We start from the raw sequence: 17,537 nt of genomic DNA on the forward strand, positions 1-17,537 counted from the left end.
CTGGTGCGACGGCGTGTGCCGGACTAGCTCTTCGGCCGCATGGCATTCCAAGCCGTGACGACTCGTGCCCCGGTCGCCGGAACGACCGTGGCGAGAGTCCGGTTCATCTGGCCGGAACTGACCACCTCGGACGCGACGGGCATCGCGACCCGGATCAGGGCGCCGGGCATGAGGCAGACCATGATGAGGCCGAAAAGGGCGATGAAGCTCTGCTGCGTGCCTGAGCCGGCATAGGTCCCATGAGCGGCCAGGATTCTCAGTGGGAAGACCATGCCCACCGCTTGGAACGTGTCCAGATAGCAGAGCGGGAGCAGGACGGCGATCGACCGTGTCAGGTATTCCTTGCCCCAGTTGGTCCCGGACAGGCTCGCCATGACCGGCAGCAGCGATGCTCCGGTGATGACCAGGAAGAGCCGGATGATGAGCTCGAAGTACAAAACGATGGCCGCGATGATCACGCCGATGAGGAACAGCGCCCGCAGGAAGAAGTTCTCTTCTTCGAAGCTGTTCAGGAAGCGGCGCATGACCCCTTCCACGGAGAGGGGCACCATCGCTTTGTCAGCCGGATCCTGTTCGCCGAGTTTCGGAACGCCCTTGACCAGGATCCACTTGGAGAATGTGTCGCTCGCCTTGACGTTCGCATTGACCAGAGGGGCCGTGAAGCCGATGGCGAGCATGGCGTAGACCGGGCCCCGTACGGCGCGCTGGGCAGCGGAGGGATCACCCGAGCGGGCCACCAAAATGAATGAGATGAGGACCCCGACGGCGCTGAACGTGATCGTGAAGATGTAGAAGTGCTTGCGCCCGAAGTCGAACGGATCCTCGTTGGCCTCGGCTACCGCCAGGTCGTCCTTGGTCTGGAGGCTGCTGCCGGATGCGCCGATCACAGGGTCGCGCGAGGTCCACACCCAGTTGTACGTGGTGTTGGCCGTGTGGTTCAGGTAGTAAATGACCCACTCGTCCGGCGATTCCAGCAGACTCGGCGGCTTGTCGCCTGCCTTCTTGTACCACTCGTTGCAGTAGTCCCAAGCCTTGCCCATGTAGTCCGAACCCGTGGGCAAATCGCCTTCCCAGGGGTAGCGGTCCTGCCCCGCAAGGGGCTCGCATTCTTCGTGCTCGTCCCCGAAAGGGTTGTCGGCCGGGGCCATTGCGGCCACGGGCTCGTAGGTGTCCTGTGGGTGCCCGTCCTTGCCTGTCGGGTCGCCGGACAGCCCGATCAGGGTCAGCGCCACGCAGATCAGCAGAGTTGCGAAGGCGGCGGGGCGGATGGTCCTGAGCACCCCGGCGTTCTTCCTGGGAGACCGGGCCGCAGGCGACCGCCGACATGCGCGGTTCACGGCCGGCTCGCGTTCAGGCCCCAGGGCGTGTAGCCCGTGAGGGAGCCCAGGCGTGCGGACTGGACCGAGGTCAGCCCGGTGCCGGAGAGGTTGAGCTTCCAGTCGCCGTCGGACCAGGTCAGTGAATACGTCTGACCGAACATGCCACCTTCACTGGGGGAAGCCGAGGCGATGCGTATTGTCGCTGCCTCGTCGGTGTACTCGGCGATGGTGAATCCGACGACCTGGCGCATCCCTTGCAGGTCGATGGGGGCGACGGTCTTGTTCATGGCTTGTGCCTGCTTCATCGCGAGCTGCCGTCGGCGGACCGCTTCATCGCGTCCCGGACCAGGCATGATCTGGCGGCCGGTGATGGTCTGCCACTCCGCGGAGAAATGGAAGCGCGCGCTGATCTGGACCGCGGCGAGGAGCGCGCCCGTGCGGGAGTGCTCGAAGCACCGGGCGGTGTCGCCTTCGGCGGCTAGGGGGCCCGCGGTGTCCGACGAGGGCAGTGCCAAGCCGAAGTAGTAGGTCCACACGACGTCGTCGACGACGGCGGTCGGCGCCTGGGACGTCGCGGGAGGGGCCGCCGGGGGTTGTGTGGCGGCCGCCCCGGCATTTGCCGTCCCCGCCTTGCCTGCGGTGGTCGAGGCCGACGCTTGAGGAACTGCCGGGGAGGGGGTCGGACACGGCGTCGCGGGAGGGAGCGCAGGGAGAGTACCGACGGGAGACGCGGACACCGCGGCGGACCCCGTACCGGAGTCGTCGGAGCCGGTGAGGATGGTCAGGAGGCCGATGATCATGGCGATGCCCAGGAATCCCGCGGAGAGGACGAATCCTCGCTCGGCAAAGGGGCTTCGAGGGACGTCATCCGCTCCCGAGGATTTCTTGGACCTGGCCACGTGCCGGACGCCCTTTCGGTCTAGATCCAGGCATTGCCGACGACGGTGCGGAGGAGCAGCGAGATGCCTCCGACAGCCATGATGAGGAACAGCAGGATCATCAGAATCGACCCGAAAGGCACCGCCGCGCCGTCGCGGTAAGCCGCGACGGCCTCGAAGATCGCGCGCAGCAGCATGAATGCAGCGACGATGACGACCAGCAGGACGAGGATGCCGAGCGCGGCCGACATCGGCCCCTCCATGCCGGTCGGGAGCTTCGTCTCTTTCGGCTTGAGCGGGTCGGGGTCTTCGGCGGCGAGGTACGTCACTATTGACGCGTGTGCCTGATGCGCGGAACTTGCCAGCGACCCGATCATCTGTGAACTCCGGAATCCTGCGAGGGCGAAGTGAAGCCGTAAAACCGGTGATACGCGCCCGCGGTCTGCGCGGCGGTTGCGGCAGCCGACACCGATTCTTCGAGGCGGGCCGCTCGCCCCCGTAGCGGTGTCCGGATAGGGGCAACTGGAAGATACCGAGCGCCCGGCGTGGCAGCTATCCAGAACGCGACCATGGATACGCGGAAGTGGGCCGTCCGGTACCGGCGTTCGTGTGTTTGCCCGGGAATGGAGGCCGAAATGCGCGCGCGATTCCGTTCGGCTTCGCGTTATCTGGATGGTGACGCGGACGCCGCGGACGCCGCGGGCGACTTGGGCGGGCCGCTTGTCCCCGGGGTGCACACCGGTTCGCTCTTCGCGAGTCCCAGTGCGCCGGTGCCGCGCACCAAGGTGGTGACGACGACGCAACTTCCCGGGACACCGGCCCGTCCGGAGAACACCGCGATGAGCTCGCCGCGTTCGACCAGTTGGGGCGGCTCCAACTGCTCTCCAGTGGGTTTCTGCGGCGTGACGAGGTATCCCGCCACGTTGCTGGGGTCCTTGGGGGCCGCCCAGGTCACCTGGAGACGGCCTTGGAAGCCGGCGACGCTGACGTCGCGCGCTTGCAGCAAGGCCAGTTGGTCGCCGGCGACCGGTGTCGCCGTCTCCGGGGCCGGCGGGGGCGGGGGCGGTGCGGCCGCCGGCACCTCCTTGCGCATGAGCATGGCGAAACCGAGCACCGCGGCGATCAGGACCAGGAGGACGCCCAAGGTGATCGGCATCCACCAGCGGCGCAGTGCGGACGGCCGCTGCTCCCACAGCCCGGCCGCGGGGTCGGATTCCTCGAAGTCCCAGCCGAACGCGCCATCTTCCGCGGCGGCGGACAGGGAGGGGACGGGATCAGCCACGTCGGATGCGGAGGGCGGCGCCTGCGCTGCTGCGGCGCTGGGGTGCGGCTTGCCGAGGTCGACCGGCGGCACCGGCGCCCGGGGCGGTGCGGGCACCGCCGGCTGCGGCACGGAGGACTTGACCGGCGGAGCGGCGGCGCCGACCGGCACGTTGTCGAGCCACGCCAGCGGTTGGACCTTCACGGGCACGGCATCATCGCCGGGCACATGCTCGAACACGACGCGTGGAGCGGCGGGTTCGGCCTCGGGGGCGGCGGTCTCCGGAACGGCGCGCGGTGGCTCGGCGGCGAGCACGTCCGGGACCGCGCTCTTGTTCAAGTCGATTACTGCGGAGGGGGGTTCGGGATCCGCTTCGGCTTCGGGCGCCGCTCCCGACTCGGGCTCCGACTCGGGCTCCGACTCGGGCTCCGACTCGGGTTCGGGAGCAACTTCGGCTCCGGGTTCCGGCTCGTGTTCCGGCTCGGGTTCGGGCTCGGCTTTGGAAGCCGCTTCGGCCTCGGGCTCCGGCTCGGCTTCGGGCTTCACCTCTGCTTCGGGCGCCTGCTCCGGTTCGGGGTCCGCCGCCTGCTCGGCCGCGCCGAACGCCGGCGGCTCGGCTCTGAGCGTGGCGTGGTGCACCACTTCGACGGCCGCCGGTGGCGCCGCGGCCCCGGCGGAGGCCAATGGTTGGTCCCCGGCCTCCGCCCCGCCGTTCGAGACGTCGGCCTTCAACCACACGGGACGGCTCAACACCGGTGTGAACGGCTCGGCTTCGGTCATCGTGGAGTTCTCCATGTCGTTCACGGACGATCGGTCGGCGGTCAGCGGCGGCGCAGCGTCGCGGCCACCGTCCAGGGGGAGAGCGCGTGCCGGATGCGCGTCCACCGCTTGGGCCGCTTGTCGTCGAGCCGGGCAGCCGCCTCGATCGCGGCGCAGGCCTGCCATGCCTCGTCGGCATCCTGATCGGTCACCGTGCGGCCCGCGTACTCGACGTCGTTGACGACCGCCGAGAGGGCGAGCAGCCGGCCGCCGGCTTCCTCCGGCAGGTGGTCGAGGCCGAAGTCGGCGGTGTCGCGCACGGTATGCGCGCCGCCGCCGGGCATCCCGGACTCCACCAGCCGGTCGCAGATCTGCCGCCAGGCCCCGAACAGCCGGCCTTCCGGGCTGCCGCGCCGCCGTCGCCGGCGCAGCATGCGCGGTGCCGCGAAAGCCAGTCCGGTGTGCCCGAGTCCGACCGCGGCCAGCAGCGCCAGCGGTGCGGCCCACCACCACATCGGGGCGGGCTGATCGGCCGCGGGGGGTACGGCGGCCGGGAGGCCGCCCTCCGCCGTGCGGTCCTCGGCCGCGATGCCGCGGTCCTTGTCGGTTCGCGAGGGCGAGTCCGGCGCCGGCGGGGTCACGGTGGGCGGCGTCTGGGCAGCCACCTGTGTGTCGGCGTCGGTCTTCGTGCTGCCGGACCGCCCGGCCTCGCCCGGCGTCGGGTAGAACGGCACCCAGCCGACGCCGGCGAAGTGGACCTCGGGCCAGGCGACGACGTTGCCGCTGTCCACCCGCCAGGTGCCGTCCGGCAGCGCGGTGCCGCGCGAGAAGCCCACGACGACGCGGGTCGGCAGGCCGAGGGTGCGGCCCAGCACGGCGAACGCCGAGGCGAACTGCTCGGAGGTGCCCTCCTTGCTGGACTCCAGGAAGAACCGCAGGTTGCGGTAGGAGTGCCCGGGGACCGCGGTGATGTCGTACCGGTGATTGGCGCGCAGCCAGTCCGCGAGTCGGAGGGCCTGCTGGTAGGGCGCGGAGCTGCCCGCCGTCGCCTCCATGGCGATGGTGCGGAAGTCGGCCACCATCGGGATGGGTTCGGCGGCCGCGTCCAGTTCGGGGAGCGCGACGTGCGCGGGGTCGTCGACGGTCGGCAGGTACTTCAGGCGGTCCGGGTCGTACACCGGAACCTGGGACTCCACGCGGTAGCGCAGCCCGGGCTGCAGCGCCGAGCCGGTGGCGACCGTGCCGCTCGCCGGATCGACGGCGAGTTCCACGTCGTCGGCTGCCGCCACGCTGGCGGGCCGGTCGGCGGCCGGCAGCCAGACGCCGTCCAGCCGGTCGAGGGTGACCTGCTGGACCGCGCGCTTGGTGGTCATCCCGTCGATGCTGCCGGCAGTGCCCGGAACCCGTCCGCCGGTCGGGCGCAGGCCGCTCACCGGGTACCACGTGGTGCCGTCGTAGCGGTCGAGCACCACGAGCCGCCAGTAGCGGTCGGGGTCGGCGGGGCCGGCGACGGTGAACAGCGGTTGGTCCGGCGTGAGCAGCCACGCGGAGATCCGGTCGAGCGGGTTGATCCCGGCCAGCCGCACGGGCGGCGGGGCGGCCACCTGGTCGTGCAGGTCGGGCGGATTGTCGGTGCCCGGCAGCCGGGGGCCGGCGTATCCGGCCAGCACGGTCAGCGCCAGAACCCACGGCACTCCGGTCAGCAGCACGCGCAGCGGCGAGCGGTGCCCCGGCGCCCGGCTCAGGAGCAGCAGTCCGGCCGCGCCCACCGCGGCGGTGACCGCGAGGGCGTTGCCGCCCGGCGCACCGGTCGACAGCACGACCGGGACACCGAGCATCAGCAGCCCGGGGAGCACCGGGAGCACCGTCGTGCCGGAGCGCAGGGCGAGTTCGGCACCGGCCCAGGCGGCCACCCACACGGTGGCCGACACCAGCACCAGCAGCCCGGGGTCGTCCGGTGCGGGCGCGACGGTGGTCAACAGGCCGCGCGGCGCGTCGAGGAGGTCGGTTCCGATCCTGCGCAGCAGGTCGCGGGTCGGCAGCACATGCAGGTACGCGTCGGCGTGGTAGACGGACGCGGACACCGCAGGCAGCCACAGAGCGAGCCCGATCAGCAGCGAACCGGCAAGCGGGCGCGGCTCCTTCCCGCTCCGCCCCAGGAGGCCCCACACGAGTGCCGCGAGGACCGGCACGGTCGCCGAGACGGCCACGGCCGGAAGGATGTCCCGTACCGCGAAGACCCGGTGGTACGCGCCGCCGCCGATCGCGGCCAGCGCCGCCACCGGCAGCAGGGACACGACTGCGCGCCGCCGCTCGGCCGTGTCGGCCGTCGCCGCGCGCGCCTGATGCTCCCAACTTGCCGGTGCGGCCTTGGGGGTGGTGTCGGGAGATGCCGTTGTCGCGAAGGGGATCTTCATGCCATCGCCTCCCGCCGCCAGGCCGGGACAAGGTCGTCCAGGCGGTCGACCAGGAGCGAGGGAACCCCGTGCGGTGCTCCGGCGCCGGAACCGACCCGGACCACGATCATCCGGTCGAAGCGGCCGCGGAGCCGGGCCAGGCGCTCGTCGGGAAGCGGGAGTTCGGTGCCGGCGACCACCACCAGGGTGTCGCCCGACCGGACCCGCTCGAGCGCGTCCAGGGCGCGCGGCATGCCGAGTCCGACGTCCGGTGTGATCGTGGCGAGGCGGTCCAAGGCCCGTTCGGGATCCTGCCCGTCGCCGAGGTTGAGCGGTCCGGCGCCGGTGATGACCCGGACCGGAAAGCGGCTGCGGGCGGCACCGTCGACGACGGATGCCACCGTGTCGACCGCGGTCTCGAAACACTCCCGGTCCTGGTACGCGGACCACCCGGTGTCCAGCACGACGACGGTCGCGGGCAGGCTGACGTCGACCATGCGCCGCACCATCAGGCGCCCGGTGCGCGCGGACGAGCGCCAGTGCACGCGGCGCATGTCGTCGCCGAGCACGTACTCGCGCAGCGAGTGGAACGTCAGCGTGCCGTCCTGGGCGGTGTCGGACGTGGGGCCTTCGAGGTGGTGGGTGCGTCCCGCCGGCAGCGCCGGCAGGTCGACGGTGCGCGGCCGCACGAGCAGCTTCTCGACCGCGCCGCACTCGAACGTCCGCCGGACCAGCCCGAGCGGGTCGCCGCGTACCAGCATCATGGGGCCGACCGAGACGGTGCCGCGCCGCTCGGTCGGCAGCCGGTAGCGGGCCCGGACCTCGCCGCCGACCGGGACCGGAGGCAGGTCGACGGGCAGCATCGGTTGCCCGGCGACCTGGTCCTCGGCACGCAGCCCGCGCAGCGTGCCGCGCCCCTGATTGGTCAGGACCACGACACCATGGGCGGTGTCGCCGCGTGCCACTCGGACCGGCAGGACCTCGCGCCGCGCCGTGACGGCGGGAGTGCGGACCGTCCACAGCAGAGCCGCACCGACCGCGGCCAGCGCCGCGATGCCGAGGATGAGCGCCTCCTGGTACTCCAGACCCCAGCCGGCGCCGAGCCCGGCCGCGCCGGTGGCCAGCACGGCGTATCCCGCCGGGGTGAGGCGCGGGCCGATCGGGGGGCCGCCGCCCCCGTCCGCCGGCAGGTCGTCCGGGCCGCTGTCCTGGCCGCCGTCCGGTGCGGATCGGCGCCGGAGCCTCACCTGCGTGCCCCCGCGAGGCCGCCGACGACCGGTGCCGGAACCGTGGCCAGGATGTCGGCGAGCACCGACTCCGGGGTCCAGCCCGCCAGTTCGGCGTCCGGGGCGAGCATCAGGCGGTGGGTCAGCACCGGTTCGGCGAGGTCCTTGACGTCCTCGGGCAGCAGATGGCCGCGTTCCTGGGAGGCGGCGCGCACCTTGGCGGCGCGGATGAGCGCGACACTGCCGCGCGGGCCTGCGCCCAGCTTCAGGTGCGGCGAGGTACGGGTGGCCTGCGCGATCCGGACCGCGTAGTCGACCACTGGCTCGGCGGCCTGCACCCGGTTCCGCGCCACCTCGATGAACTCGCCGATGTGCTGCGCCGTCGCGATCGCCGGGAGTGTCTCGACACTCGCCGCCCCGGCCGCGCCGGAGGCCACCTGGATCTCGGAACGGGTGTCGGGATAGCCGACGGACAACCGCATGAGGAAGCGGTCGAGCTGCGCCTCTGGCAACGGGTAGGTGCCCGACATGTCGACCGGGTTCTGCGTGGCGACCACCATGAACGGCCTGGGGACCGGGTGCGCCGAGCCGTCGACGGTGACCCGGGCCTCCTCCATCACCTCAAGGAGCGCGGACTGCGTCTTGGGCGAGGCGCGGTTGATCTCGTCGCCGATCACGATGTTGGCGAACACCGGACCGGGCAGGAACTCGAACGTGTTGGTGGTCTGCCGGAACATCGACACGCCGGTGATGTCGGACGGCAGCAGGTCGGGGGTGAACTGCACGCGCTGCCAGGACGCGTTCAGGGATGCGGCGAGTGCGCGGGCGAGCGTCGTCTTGCCGGTGCCGGGCACGTCCTCGATCAGCAGGTGGCCTTCGGCGAACAAGGCGGTCAGGGCCAGTTCGACGGTGTCCCGCTTGCCCATCAGCACCCGCTCGACGTTGTCCGCCAGTGCCCGGAAGCACTCGCGGAAAAGGCGGAGCGCGTCCGGCGCGTGGTAGGCGACAGCGGGCCCGCTCTGCTGCGCCGGAGCGCCGTACAGGCCCGCCGACGCGCCGTCGCCTTTCTCGCGCGGCGCGGACAGGTTCGCGCCGGCCGGCGCCCACGGCGAGTCGGCCGGCGCGCCGCCCTGGCGTACGGGAGCGCCCGGCACGGCAGCGTGGCCGGCGGACGCGGGGTGCGGGTTCGTGCTCACGGCGCTCCTCGTTCGGGGCGTGGGTCCGCGCGGAGGCGGAAGGTTCGTCGGGGTCGGCGGCGGCTGCCGGGGGCCGTGCGGGCGTGGCGTGTCCGTCCGGTGAGCGCCGAGGCCGCGCGGTCGGTGGTGGTCGGAGACCACCGCCCGCGCGGACCTCGGGAGACCGGACGACGGCCGGTCCTCACATGGACGGTTCCGCCGGGTCGCGGCGCGGCGGCCCCGCGGCCACCGGGCCGCCGACGTCCGTTCCCGGCGAACCCGGGTACGGGGTCGGGGGATACGGCGCGGTGCCCGGCACCTCCGGCGGCGCCACCAGCACCGCCGAGGCGGTCTTGCCCCAGGTGAGGTCGACGGTCAGCGTCGCGGTCGCCGTTGTCGTGCTGCCCGCGCCGTTGGCCGCCTTGACGGTGAACGTGTACGACCCGGCCACGCCGCCGACGCTGAACGTCACGCTGGTCGAGGTGGTCGTCGCTTTCCCGGACCCGGCCTTCTTGGCGGCCAGGGTGACGATCCCGTCCGGGGCGAACGCCTCGTTCACCGCGGGCGGATCTGCGACCAGCGGCGGCGACAGTTCGGACGCCGTGTCCGCGGTGTCCGCGGTGAAGGCGGCAGGACCGACGGCCGCAGCGGGCTTCGCCTGCGAGGCCCACGTCGCGGTGTAGGTGACCTTCTCGCCGGCCGTGTTCGTCGGCGGCTTCCACGACACCTTCACCTTGCCGCCGGACACCGCCTGGGCGCTCAGCGCAGTCGGCTTGCCGGCCGCCACGCAGGGCCGCACCGGCGTGGAACGCCCGGAATTCATCTGGCCGTTCGGGAAGTCCGCGATGATGTAGAAGCTGTACTCCTGGTCGCACGAACCGCCGGACACCGTGAAGGTGAACGGTCCCTTGGCGGGCACGGACGCCGGGGTGACACCCATCCCCGCGCCCACCCCGCCGACCCGGTACCGGGTCGGGACGGCGCCGGACGACGGCTGGAACACCAGGGTGATCTTGCCCGGGCCGGACGCCGCCGTGGGTATGCCGGGCGCCCGCATCGGCGGCGGGGAGCTCGACGTGGGCTTGCTCGTGGTCGGAGCCGGCGGCTTGGTCGTGGGGTCGGGCGCCTTGGTCGTCGGGTCTGGCGCCTTGGTGGTCGGAGCGGGTGTGGTCGGGTCCGGTGCCGGGGTCGTCGGTTCAGGTGCCTGCGTGGTCGGTGCCGGAGGTTCCTTCGTCGGCTCCGGCTCACCGGGCGTCTTGGTCGGCCGGGGGTTGGGGGTACGGGTCGGGCGGTCCGTGTTGCCGCCGCCGTCGCCGGGGTCGTCCGGCCCGCGGGTCGGTCCGGTTCCGGCGCCGCCGCCGGTGCCGCCGCCGGGGCCACCGGGGACGGGGTCGCCGGTCGGGACGGGGCCGCCCGTGGCCGTCGGCTTGCCGTCGGTCTGGGGCGTACTGCCGGAGACGCTCGCCGACGGGGAACCCGGCGCCGACTGGGACTCCGTCACGCCCCCCTCGGGCACGCTCTTCGCCGGTGTGGGTACCGCCCCGGACGACCCCGCGGGGTTCGGCGCCTTCGGGTCGTTGGTCTTGGTGATCAAGTGCACTTGGCCTTGCAGGTCCACAACGGCGGCCGTCGAGCGCTCCGGATCGTTGACCCACAGCAGGCCGTCCCGGACGTACGAGTCGAGCAGTTCGCCCGGCACGCCGGTCACCTTGATCTGCGCCTCGAACTGCGCGCGGACGAAGTTGTACACGACGAGCTGACCGGTGGTCCGGTCCGGCACGTACACCTTGGCGCCGAGGACCTGCGGATCCGCGTAGCTGTGCGGCCCGAGGGCGAGCGGCACCGCCTTCACCGAACCGGTGTCGATGTCCACCGCGGTCAGGACCCCGGTGTCGGACGCGAGGATCGGCACCACCGGACCGTCGCTCCGGCCGGGTGACTTCAGCTTGCCCGGCGCCCCCTTGGTGAGTTCGGCCGGAAGTGTGATGGTGCGGTCGATACCGCGCGTGGACACGACGAGCAGGGTGCCGCCCGCGACGTCGACCACCACCGGGCGCCCGGCCGCGAGACCGAACAGCATGACGCCGCCCGGTTCGGCGACCCTGATCTCTGCGCCGGGCTTGTCCGTGAACGGAATGAGCAGGCCCTTTTCCGGTGCCGGAATCCACAACGTGCCGGCCGCGTCGGCCTGCGGGCGGCCGAGCTGTCCGGCGTCCAGCTTGACCGGGTCGCCGAGCGGGGTGAGCGTCACCGGGTCGATGGCACGCACGGAGCTTGCGGCCGCGTCGACCAGCCAGGCCTTGCCGCCACCGGTGACCAACTGCAGGCCCTGGGTGGCGTAGTCGTACGACTGCGGCACCGTGAGCTGCGCCGGGTCGATGCGGCTGACCTTGCCGGTCGCCGCGTCGAGCACCAGCACGCTCCGGCCGTCGTCGCTCACCTGAAGCTGCGTCTTCTCGCCGCGCGGCAACTGGATGCGGCCGTCGACCTGGCCGGTGAGCCCGTTGACGTGCGCCACGCTCGACTTGTTGTCGCTGGTCAGCCACGCGCCGATATCGGACAGGTCGGGGTCGGCGCCGGACGCGCCGATGCCGGCCACCACGATCCCTGCCACCAGCGCTCCGGCGGCGCCGAGAGCGACCACGGAGGTGGTGCGGCCAGATCCCCATCGCAGGGAAGCGCGGAACCGGCCGGGCAGAATGCGCGGCATCAGTCGCCCCCTCTCCTCGCCGCAGGGCGCCACCCGGGGCTCCTGCTTCCAGTTGTCGGCCTAGCTTCACCGGGAGCCTCGGGGGCGGCTATCCCGGGTACGCGTGTGCGCGCGCGGCTTTGGGATGACGGCGGCGCACACGAGATTGCCGACAAGTACCGGTGTCGGCACGGGTGATGGCGTGCGGTGCGGGTGGACCCCGCGGAGGCTCAGTCCGCGTCCGCGTCCCGGGGCCGTGCGGGAGCGCGCCACGAGGGCGCTACATCGTCCGGCGCGGGGGCCGGCCCGGGGCTGGGCGTCGCCTCGATCTCGATACCGAGCCATGTGGGCAACCCGGGCTCGGGGGGCTCGGACCGCTGGGGATCCGGACGCGGTCCGGCCGATCCGACGACCGGGGCCGCGACCGGATCTGCGGCGGCATCTGCGGCTGCTTCGTTGCCAGCTGCCTCGCTTGCTTCGTCGGCTGCTTCATCGGCGGGGGCAATCGCCGAGAAGGCGGTGATCGACCAGACCGAGTCCGGGCCGAAGTCGTCGTCGAGTTCGGCGTCGGGCGCGGCTGCGGGAGCGGGAGCGGCCGGGGCGGGCACAGGCGTCGTCGGCCTCGGAGGGATCACCGGTCCCGGAGGAGTGCCGGGAGCCGGCGGCAGAGGCGGAGGCGGAGGAATCGCCGGAGGAGGCGGCAGCACTGCCGCCGCTGTGTCCGCCGCGGGCGGTGCCGGAGGGGCGGCGGTCGGCAACGGAGGAATCACCATGGGCGCCGGGACGGGCGTGACCAGAGGCGGGGGTACCGAAGGAACAGCGGGTTCCGGTAGCGCCGTTGCTGCCGCTGCTGTCGGCGGCGCTGCCGCCGGCTCCGAGGCGTCCGACGGCTCCGAAGTCTCCGAGCCCGACGGGCGGGTCTTCGTTCGCCGCATCACCGCAGGGACCGCCACCATGGCTGCCGTGCCTGGACCCGGTCCGGTCCCCGCCGGTGCGAGGCGCCTCCGGTACATGTGCATGCCGAACGCTCCGGCCGCGGCCGCGGCGATCAGCGCGGCCACGGCGGCCGAAGCCTTCAGCAGGGTGTCCGTCGAGTCGTCGCCACCGCTGTGGGCGACCGGCACGGCCGGATCGGTGCCCCCCTCGCCCGGAACACCTTGGGGAGTTCCGTGCTGACCGGTGCCGGCGCCGGCACCGGTGCCGACCCCACCGGCACCCGTGCTCGTGCCGGCCGATCCGGCGCTCGGCGCCTCGGGACCCGGGGCAGAGCGGGGCGTGCCCGAGACCGTCACCGTCATTTCGTACCGGGCGACCTGGCCGCGCCGAGGCTCGTCCACGCCCACGACACCGGGAACGATGTAGTAGGTGCCGGGGACGGTGTAGTCGGACTCGTACGACGGCAGCGCGGAGTTCGCCTCCCAGGGGCCGCAGACCTGTTCGGTGCTCCCGGTTCCCGGGCGGATGAAGATCTCCGAGGAGACGGACGTGTCCACCCGGCACCGCGCGGGGGACCGCGTCGGGTTGAACACGCGGATCGTCCAGCGGGCGGAGGACCCCGCGTCCAGGCCGGCCGGATGCGTCAGCACACCGCGCACGGTCAGCGACTGGCCTTCCTTCACCTCCACCCGCCAGAACGGGTAGTCGCCCAGGGTCAGGTCCCCTTGAACCGCCCCGGACGCCGGAACCGGCTTCGCGCCGGCGAAGGAGAATCCGTCACCGCCCGTCGCCGCGGGCGCACCGCCGAACCCGATGACCAGTTCCAAGGGGACCGGCCGGCCCTTCTTCGCGTCCAGCCAGCGCAGCCGGTTCTCGATCCGGATGCATGCCGACCGCTGACCTGCGCCCTTCGCGTTGGACCGGCCGCCGACGCTCAGCACGCCGACCGACGACGTGCTGTCGCTGTCCGACAGCCACGACTTGGGGTCCTTGCCCTCCGCCCAGCCGGCGCCGACCCCCAGCCGGGACGAGTTCGACACGTTGTCGGCTGTCACGGCGGTCGCCGATACGTCCAGCACCTGTTCGGGCTGCTTCTGGACGAGGTAGTACACGTCCTTGCCCTCGGTGAGGCCGTCCACGTAAAGCCCGGGCTTCAGCACCGGAGCGTCGTCGCAGCCGGCCGTCGAGCCGTGCACCGGCGTCCCGGTGACGGCGTACGGCACCAGGCTCCGCGCCGTCGGCGCGGCCCAGGCCGTGCCGGGAGCGGCGCCCACAAGGAGCAGACATCCCGCAAAGGCCGCCGCCGTCGATACCCGTGAACGCATGCCCGCAGCGTAGGAACGCCTCCGCGCCCTCGCTAGGTCGGAATACGCGCCGTCAAGGTCAATCCGCACACAAGTCCGGGCTCCTCGACGTTCCGAACACCCCCGGACCGGAAGGCCGCTCGGACCTACGCGGGCCGGTCGTATGCTCGGCGCCATGACGCAACCGGCCGAGACGGTCGAGGGGGCAGCCGGAAACCGGATCGGCTGGCGGCCCGACGAACTCCGTTCTGCGCGCGCCGAGTACGGGTTCACCTTGGAAGAGGCCGGCGAAAGGCTGCGCGAGGTCGCGGCACGTGCCGGACTGGCCATGCCGACCGCGGACGTCCGGACGCTGCAGCAGCACGAGGCCGGCGACATGTACCCGGAGCCGCACTACCGTCGCGCGTACTGCCTGCTCTATCGCGCCGCCGAGCCCGCACTCGGCTTCCGAAACCCCCTGCCCGGCGAGGAAATACAGTTCGCGCCGGCCCCGCGCACTCCCCCCGGCAGCGAACACGAGGTCTCCGTCGAACGCGCCCTCCGGCAAATCGCTGCGGGCGGCGGAGACGCCGACGCGTCCGGTCTCCGGCAGCGGATCATGGATGCCTGGACCCACCAGCATGCAGGCGGCGACCCGAGCGAGCCGAGCCTCGTGCTCGTCGCCGGCTACGCAGGAAGCGGCAAAACGGAGTTCGCCCGATTCCTCAGCCGGCTCACGGGCTGGCCGCTGATCGACAAGGACCCCCTCACCGGCCCTCTCGTCGAGCGGCTCCTGGCCGCGCTCGGCGGCGACCCGCACGACAGGAACACCGCCCTATACCGCGAGCAGGTCCGGCCCCTGGAGTACCAGTGCCTGCTCGAAGCCATGTACGCCAACGCCGACAGCGGCATTTCCGCCGTCGTGACGGCGCCGTTCCTGGCGGAACTCGGCGACAGCGCATGGATCGACCAGTTGCGAAGCCGCTGCGGGGCGCGCGGGGTCCACGTCTCGGTCGTGTGGATCCGCTGCGACCTCGACTCGATGCACGAGTACATCGCCTTCCGAGCCGCAGCCCGTGATGCCTGGAAGCTCGGGCATTGGGACGAGTACGCCGCCGGCATCGACCCCGAGCTCCGGCCCGCGGTCCCGCACCTGGTCGTGGACAACCGACACGGCGCCGCAATCTCCCTCGCCGACCAAGCCCGACGCGCCCTGTGGAGCATGCACGAGTGACCACATCCCGGCCAGGCGCTGCCCCCTGATGCCGCTGCAACCAAGCCGGTACCAGCAGAAGCGCCCCTTGATCCCAAGGATCAAGGGGCGCACTGTCCGACGCGGTGGGGCGCCAGGGGATCGAACCCTGAACCCGCGGTTCGTTAACACCAGTTGATCTACCTGCATCGATGCTCGCAACGGCCGGGTTACCAGCGGAAATCCGTAACTCCGTATAACCCGCTATCCCGGCCTATACGCCCGTCGTGTGTCAGTTATGCGTCACGCAACGGACAGCCCCGGAGACGTGTTCCCGCACGCCTCCGGGGCCTACGGCCGGACCCTTCACAGCAAGGAGTCCGAACCATGAGCACCACGGTACGACCGCAGGCGACTGACCTGCCCGGCCTGACTCGCGTCACGGTCGATAACTTGCCGGTCTCCGACCGGTTCTCGCCGCCCCTCGACGAGATCGTCAAGTCCGCCGGCGCGGTCGTCTTCACCCTCGACCACGCCGTCATGCCGCACGGCGCCGACGTGTACGTGCAGGACGAGCTCGGTGTGCCCGTCGCGGTCGTCGCGGACGCCGACCTCGCGCCGGACCACTTCGAGGAGGCCGTCTACAAGGCCCTCGCCGTGTGGTTCGACCTGCCCGCGGGCAAGTACGTCCACGCGAACGGCACCCGCGGCTTCTGCGTGCGGGTCAGGGGTGACCGATGACCACCACGGCCTCCGGCGTCGTCAGCGTCGAGACCCTCGTCGACCTCTCCGAGCGTGTCGGCATCACCGCGCCCACCGACACCCCGGTCACCGTCGCCCGCGTGCGCCTCCCCGAGGGCGTCATCGGCTACGGCATCCAGGACTCCCGCACCGGTCGGCTGTACGCCGTCCTCGACGAGGCCGCTGACGACTTCCTCGCCTGGGCGATGGCCAGCCGTCTCGCCATGGCCGCCGACGACGGCGAACTCACCCCCGACCGGTACGCCCGACTCTTCGAGCGCATCGCCGGGACCTTCACCGACGGGCCGATCGAGGAGGTGGCCGGGTGACTGCCAACGATCCTCTCCGCATCGCAGGACTCGACGCCCTCGACGCGGCCGCGCGCATGATCCGCCAGAGCCTCAAGGGCGTCGACGTCGGCGGCGTGAACGCCGTCTACGGCCACGCGTCGACCTTGAAGGTCCGCGGCGTCGACATCCGCATCGACGTGGTCCTCCGCGGCCCGGAGTGCCGCACCTACGTGCCCGACTTCGACGGCCCCAAGGTCGACGACCGGCCGGCCTACGAGCCGTCGGCGAAGCACATGCTTGCCGCGCACGTCGCCGTCGCGAAGGAGGCGTACCGGCAGGTGTCCATGACGGACGTCGGTACCGCGTCGTGGAACCAGCTCCTCGCGCAGCGGGCCGAGTTGCGCGGCACCCTCGCGGCCCTGCTCGACGCGGTCGAGAAGTGGGCCCGATGAGCGCCCGCGAGAACCGCCCCGCCGTCGACGACTACGCGGTGCGGTACCTGGTGAACCTCACCCACCTGTGCCGGAACCTCCTCGACGAGATCGACGTCCGCAAGCAGGCCGGCATGTCGGAGATCGACTACGTGTACATGCACGGCCAGTTGACGTCGATGCTCGCCGGCCTGGTCGACGCCGTGGCGTCCGCGCACCCGGAGGCCCGCGGATGAGGGCCGACAAGATGTCCCGCGCGCTGGCGTGGCTGGCGCTGTTCGCCGCGGTGGTCCTGACTGCGGCGGGCGAGTATGCGCTGTTCGTCGGGTGCGGGTTCGGCCGGTGGGTGTCGGCGGCCGGCCCGGTGTGCCTTGACGCGTACGCGGTCGCGGCGATCCGGGCGCGGCGCGAGGTGCTGCCCGCGGTGCTGCTGATGGTCGGCTCGAACGCGACCGCGCACCTGCTCCCGGCGGACGGTCCTCCGGTCGGCGTGGTCGTCGCGGTGGCGTCGCTCGCTCCGTTGGTGCTGTGGCGGACGCACGTCCTCCTCGACCACAAGCCTGACGTTAACAATGTGAACGTCACGGCCGGGCCTCACCTCGAGGTCGTCGCCGACGACGACCAGGTGATTCATCTGCCCCGGGAAATGAATCACTTCGAGGACGTGCCGTCGTCGTGGGATGAGCCGTGGCGCGCGCCGTGGAACAACCAGCCGCACGACCACCTCGACGACCACCCGGAAACTTTGGGGCTGTCCCCAAAGATGGTCGCGCCGGTGGTAGGCGGGTGGTCGTCAGTCGACGCCCAGACGGCCACGGCTGGCGACCACCTCGACGACCAGGCGCACGACCACCCGGAAACTTTCTGGGATCCCGGAAAGATGTCCGCGGGGTGGGCACCGGTGCCCACCCACGACGACCACACCGCGCGGAATTACGGCACGATCCCGGACGCAACTGTG

The 17,537-nt window shown here is 71.9% G+C and carries 14 protein-coding genes and 1 pseudogene; 6 read left to right on the forward strand and 9 right to left on the reverse strand.

What is annotated here, in order from left to right:
* Positions 1 to 23: 23 nt before the first annotated feature.
* From LZ495_RS05770 to LZ495_RS05810, 9 genes are all read right to left on the reverse strand, one after another.
* Positions 24 to 1,280: a hypothetical protein gene (locus LZ495_RS05770; RefSeq protein WP_235050867.1), complete on the reverse strand. Its 1,257-nt coding sequence runs from the start codon at positions 1,278 to 1,280 to the stop codon at positions 24 to 26.
* A gap of 53 nt (positions 1,281 to 1,333) precedes the next feature.
* On the reverse strand, positions 1,334 to 2,218 hold the full coding sequence (locus LZ495_RS05775) for a DUF8175 domain-containg protein (protein ID WP_235050868.1): 885 nt from the start codon (positions 2,216 to 2,218) through the stop codon (positions 1,334 to 1,336).
* 20 nt (positions 2,219 to 2,238) lie between these two features.
* Positions 2,239 to 2,574, reverse strand: a complete 336-nt coding sequence (locus tag LZ495_RS05780) for a hypothetical protein (protein WP_235050869.1) — start codon at positions 2,572 to 2,574, stop codon at positions 2,239 to 2,241.
* A gap of 287 nt (positions 2,575 to 2,861) precedes the next feature.
* The gene (locus LZ495_RS05785) at positions 2,862 to 4,262 is read right to left on the reverse strand and encodes a hypothetical protein (RefSeq protein ID WP_235050870.1); all 1,401 of its coding nucleotides are present in this window, start codon (positions 4,260 to 4,262) and stop codon (positions 2,862 to 2,864) included.
* A 17-nt stretch (positions 4,263 to 4,279) separates the two neighbouring features.
* On the reverse strand, positions 4,280 to 6,634 hold the full coding sequence (locus LZ495_RS05790; RefSeq protein ID WP_235050871.1) for a transglutaminase TgpA family protein: 2,355 nt from the start codon (positions 6,632 to 6,634) through the stop codon (positions 4,280 to 4,282).
* Positions 6,631 to 7,860 carry a DUF58 domain-containing protein gene (locus LZ495_RS05795; RefSeq protein WP_235050872.1) on the reverse strand — a complete coding sequence of 410 codons (1,230 nt, stop codon included), beginning with the start codon at positions 7,858 to 7,860 and terminating at the stop codon, positions 6,631 to 6,633. Before LZ495_RS05795 ends, LZ495_RS05790 begins: the two co-directional genes overlap by 4 nt.
* On the reverse strand, positions 7,857 to 9,035 hold the full coding sequence (locus tag LZ495_RS05800; RefSeq protein ID WP_235050873.1) for an AAA family ATPase: 1,179 nt from the start codon (positions 9,033 to 9,035) through the stop codon (positions 7,857 to 7,859). The genes LZ495_RS05795 and LZ495_RS05800 overlap by 4 nt, the downstream gene beginning before the upstream one ends.
* 181 nt (positions 9,036 to 9,216) lie before the next feature.
* Positions 9,217 to 11,628, reverse strand: a complete 2,412-nt coding sequence (locus LZ495_RS05805; protein ID WP_235050874.1) for an NHL repeat-containing protein — start codon at positions 11,626 to 11,628, stop codon at positions 9,217 to 9,219.
* A 305-nt stretch (positions 11,629 to 11,933) separates the two neighbouring features.
* Complete coding sequence (locus LZ495_RS05810) at positions 11,934 to 13,964, reverse strand: hypothetical protein (RefSeq protein WP_235050875.1); 2,031 nt, start codon at positions 13,962 to 13,964, stop codon at positions 11,934 to 11,936.
* A 154-nt stretch (positions 13,965 to 14,118) separates the two neighbouring features.
* Here LZ495_RS05810 and LZ495_RS05815 point away from each other — a divergent pair, with 154 nt between their 5' ends.
* The 6 genes and pseudogenes from LZ495_RS05815 to LZ495_RS05840 all read left to right on the forward strand — a co-directional run.
* Positions 14,119 to 15,156 (forward strand): P-loop nucleotide/nucleoside kinase family protein, encoded by a 1,038-nt coding sequence (locus tag LZ495_RS05815; protein ID WP_235050876.1) that lies wholly within the window; start codon positions 14,119 to 14,121, stop codon positions 15,154 to 15,156.
* A 345-nt stretch (positions 15,157 to 15,501) separates the two neighbouring features.
* Positions 15,502 to 15,855: a hypothetical protein gene (locus LZ495_RS05820; protein WP_235050877.1), complete on the forward strand. Its 354-nt coding sequence runs from the start codon at positions 15,502 to 15,504 to the stop codon at positions 15,853 to 15,855.
* Entirely contained in the window at positions 15,852 to 16,184 is a 333-nt protein-coding gene (locus tag LZ495_RS05825; RefSeq protein ID WP_235050878.1) for a hypothetical protein, read from the forward strand. The genes LZ495_RS05820 and LZ495_RS05825 overlap by 4 nt, the downstream gene beginning before the upstream one ends.
* Positions 16,181 to 16,597 (forward strand): hypothetical protein, encoded by a 417-nt coding sequence (locus tag LZ495_RS05830; protein WP_235050879.1) that lies wholly within the window; start codon positions 16,181 to 16,183, stop codon positions 16,595 to 16,597. Before LZ495_RS05825 ends, LZ495_RS05830 begins: the two co-directional genes overlap by 4 nt.
* Positions 16,594 to 16,812, forward strand: coding sequence for a hypothetical protein (locus tag LZ495_RS05835; RefSeq protein WP_235050880.1), 219 nt, complete (start codon positions 16,594 to 16,596; stop codon positions 16,810 to 16,812). Before LZ495_RS05830 ends, LZ495_RS05835 begins: the two co-directional genes overlap by 4 nt.
* Positions 16,809 to 17,537 (forward strand): annotated as a pseudogene (locus LZ495_RS05840) (hypothetical protein); the annotation flags it as partial. The gene LZ495_RS05835 and the pseudogene LZ495_RS05840, both read left to right, overlap by 4 nt.

The organism is Yinghuangia soli, from assembly GCF_021502675.1.
Lineage (GTDB): Bacteria > Actinomycetota > Actinomycetes > Streptomycetales > Streptomycetaceae > Yinghuangia > Yinghuangia soli.

What these genes read in the sequence shown, in the direction of transcription:
- LZ495_RS05780 (WP_235050869.1), bottom strand. Translation starts at nt 2,574, where the DNA reads ATGATCGGGTCGCTGGCAAGTTCCGCGCATCAGGCACACGCGTCAATA.
- LZ495_RS05790 (WP_235050871.1), bottom strand. Translation starts at nt 6,634, where the DNA reads ATGAAGATCCCCTTCGCGACAACGGCATCTCCCGACACCACCCCCAAG.
- LZ495_RS05810 (WP_235050875.1), bottom strand. Translation starts at nt 13,964, where the DNA reads ATGCGTTCACGGGTATCGACGGCGGCGGCCTTTGCGGGATGTCTGCTC.
- LZ495_RS05815 (WP_235050876.1), top strand. Translation starts at nt 14,119, where the DNA reads ATGACGCAACCGGCCGAGACGGTCGAGGGGGCAGCCGGAAACCGGATC.
- LZ495_RS05820 (WP_235050877.1), top strand. Translation starts at nt 15,502, where the DNA reads ATGAGCACCACGGTACGACCGCAGGCGACTGACCTGCCCGGCCTGACT.
- LZ495_RS05825 (WP_235050878.1), top strand. Translation starts at nt 15,852, where the DNA reads ATGACCACCACGGCCTCCGGCGTCGTCAGCGTCGAGACCCTCGTCGAC.
- LZ495_RS05835 (WP_235050880.1), top strand. Translation starts at nt 16,594, where the DNA reads ATGAGCGCCCGCGAGAACCGCCCCGCCGTCGACGACTACGCGGTGCGG.